The following is a 2,606-nucleotide window of genomic DNA, read 5'->3' on the forward strand; positions in this document are numbered from 1 at the left end:
ACCCCAGGGCGGAATCAAAAGCTTAGTAAAAACTGCCCTAGCTCTGCTCATTACTTGTACGCAGTGCTAACCAGTATATCTGTAAGAACGGCATACGCTTTACTACCGTGTTATAGTGGCTGGACCTGAACTTGCTTTTATCGTGAGTGACTGTACTTCTACTTTTGCCATGTGCTTCTGAACGCTGTCAGCATTAGCACACGATAAGTAGCTTCCTGACAGCGACCCGGTAAACACCAGAGAGGACAGTAATTATGTATACTCTATAGGTATAAGAACCGATTTCATTTGTTAATCCTGCAAAGTAGGTCTACCTTGAGAGAACAATTACACTAAAGATTGGTTACTTTAGTATAAAGCGTTAGTTGATTTGTGATTGGGCCAGGCAGATGGAAACACTGCTTGGCTTTTTCGTTTATAATTTCTTGAGTTAACAAGAACATGGCTTTTGTTTTTATAACGCAAATATCAAGATTAGCCCGTTTTCTTGCCTAAGTAACTCGAAAGCGCTGAGCAAGGTATAAGCCCAGCAAAAAGTAAAAAGGATTGTGGGTTCAAGACCAGTTAAAAAGTCGCTTCAGGAGTATGCACGCGGATTAGCAGGAGGTTTGCTATTCAGCTTCCCGTTGCTCTATACCATGGAGGTGTGGTGGCATGGCTTTATTGCCGATCCTGCACAGTTGCTGGTTATGGTAGTGGTAACGTACCTGCTGCTGTTAGCCTATAACAAATATGCTGGCGTTCACGACGAAGCTACTTGGAAACACATTGCTGTTGACTCTATGGAGGAGATGGGGATTGGATTCACGATATCCTTTGGCATGTTGCTGATACTCAATAGGATCAGCATCTCATCTCTCACTTTCGTGGACATAAGCAAAATTATCGTCGAGGCGATGATCGTTTCCATTGGGGTGTCCATAGGCACCGCTCAACTCGGAGCAGGGAGCAGCGGAGGTAGCCATAAGGAGGAAAGAAGCAGAAGTACCAGAGAGGGCGTGGCTGCTCTGGCTTTATGCGGGGCAGTGGTGGTAGCCGGAAGCGTGGCACCTACAATGGAGATCTTCTTGCTGGCGGTTGAGGCGCAACCAACCCATGTCTTCTTTATGGCCCTGGTGTCCATCGCATTGAGTGTGATGATCGTCTTCTTCAGTGACTTCCGCGGGGCTGCGCATAGGCCTCCAGGTAGTAAGACATATAATATGGTTTTTGATACCTGCCTGTCATTCCTGATAGGGCTAGGTGCCTCTGCCTTTATGCTTTGGTTCTTTGGCAGGTTCGAAGACGTCACGTTTTACGTCTGCTTTGCGCAGGTTATCACCCTTGGGGTTCTTGCTTCTGTTGGTGCCTCGGCAGGGAGGTTATTGATCAAATAACCTGACTTCCCCAAAGCCCATCGGGGTCCGAAGCTAAACTGCAATTTATCCATCAGAGGAGGGGCTTACTTCTGTATCCTTAACCTTCACTTTTACCGCCTTAGGGGCCCCAGAATAGACAGCAAGGCAGATGTCTTCGCACATGTAAGGGACAAGAAGGATGGAGCTAAGTAGTGATAGACAGCACTTTTATACAGGACGGGGCTGTATTGTCACTTTGTCCACCTTTTTAGCCGTTCTTTTGGTGCACACAAAGCAGGTGCTTGACCAGGTAAATATGTCTAAAGACAGAAGCATCTCAATGAGAACGCTTTAATTTACGATGGAGGCAAGCCAAAACCCTCTAAACAGCCTTACGTTATGTAGAGCTTTACTGTCCTGGTCTGCCCCTACCTGTCTGGCAGGCTTGACAAGCGGCTCGTTCTATTTAAATTTGCCGGAACCAGTTATCATGAGATGAAAACGTTGATGCAAAATGAAGCAGGCAGCCTTTGCAATCATAATTTCCCTCTTATCTGCTGCACTTGCCATAGCAGGTTATAAATACTTTGAAGATAGGGAGAAAGCGAAGTATCATTCCGAGTTACCCACCTATGCAGGTATACGCTTTGCCAGCAATCACATACGCCCTGGCTCTGCTCCGGTGAACCCGGACTTTGTACAGGCTGCGTCTTTGGTAGCCCCGGCCGTGGTTCACATCAAAACCTTGTATGAAGGCGAGGACCGCAGATCGGCTAACTCCCTCTACGGTTTCTTTGGTCTTCCCCAGGCACAAACCCCAGTCCGTGGTTCCGGTTCCGGGGTGATCATCTCGCCAGACGGCTACATCGTCACTAACAACCATGTGATAGAGCATGCTGCGGCAATAGAGGTTGTTTTGCCGGATAAGCGTGTCTTTGAGGCGACCTTAGTTGGAAGGGACCCCAACACCGACCTTGCCCTTTTAAAAGTAGATGGGGCAGACCTGCCAGTTGTACCCTTAGGAAACTCGGACAACGTACAGGTCGGTGAGTGGGTCTTGGCTGTAGGTTACCCTTTATCCCTTAACTCTACGGTAACCGCCGGTATCATCAGTGCCAAGGGAAGAAGCATCGGCATCCTGAACCATCAGGGCCAGGGAAGCTATGAAGACGCCTCTCAGCTTGCTCCCAACACTCCTATTGAGTCCTTTATTCAGACAGACGCAGCCATCAATCCAGGCAACAGCGGTGGCGCTTTGGTGAATGCCAA

General features: G+C 48.1%; 2 protein-coding genes. Both read left to right on the forward strand.

What is annotated here, in order from left to right; genetic code table 11:
- The first annotated feature begins 548 nt into the window (after positions 1-548).
- Positions 549-1,376, forward strand: coding sequence for a TIGR02587 family membrane protein (locus tag CHB92_RS25335; protein WP_245842915.1), 828 nt, complete (start codon positions 549-551; stop codon positions 1,374-1,376).
- Between the two features lie 475 nt (positions 1,377-1,851).
- Positions 1,852-2,606 (forward strand): S1C family serine protease (locus CHB92_RS25340; RefSeq protein WP_144266408.1); only part of this gene is annotated, 755 nt, incomplete at its 3' end.

The organism is Pontibacter ummariensis (assembly GCF_900188175.1).
Lineage (GTDB): Bacteria > Bacteroidota > Bacteroidia > Cytophagales > Hymenobacteraceae > Pontibacter > Pontibacter ummariensis.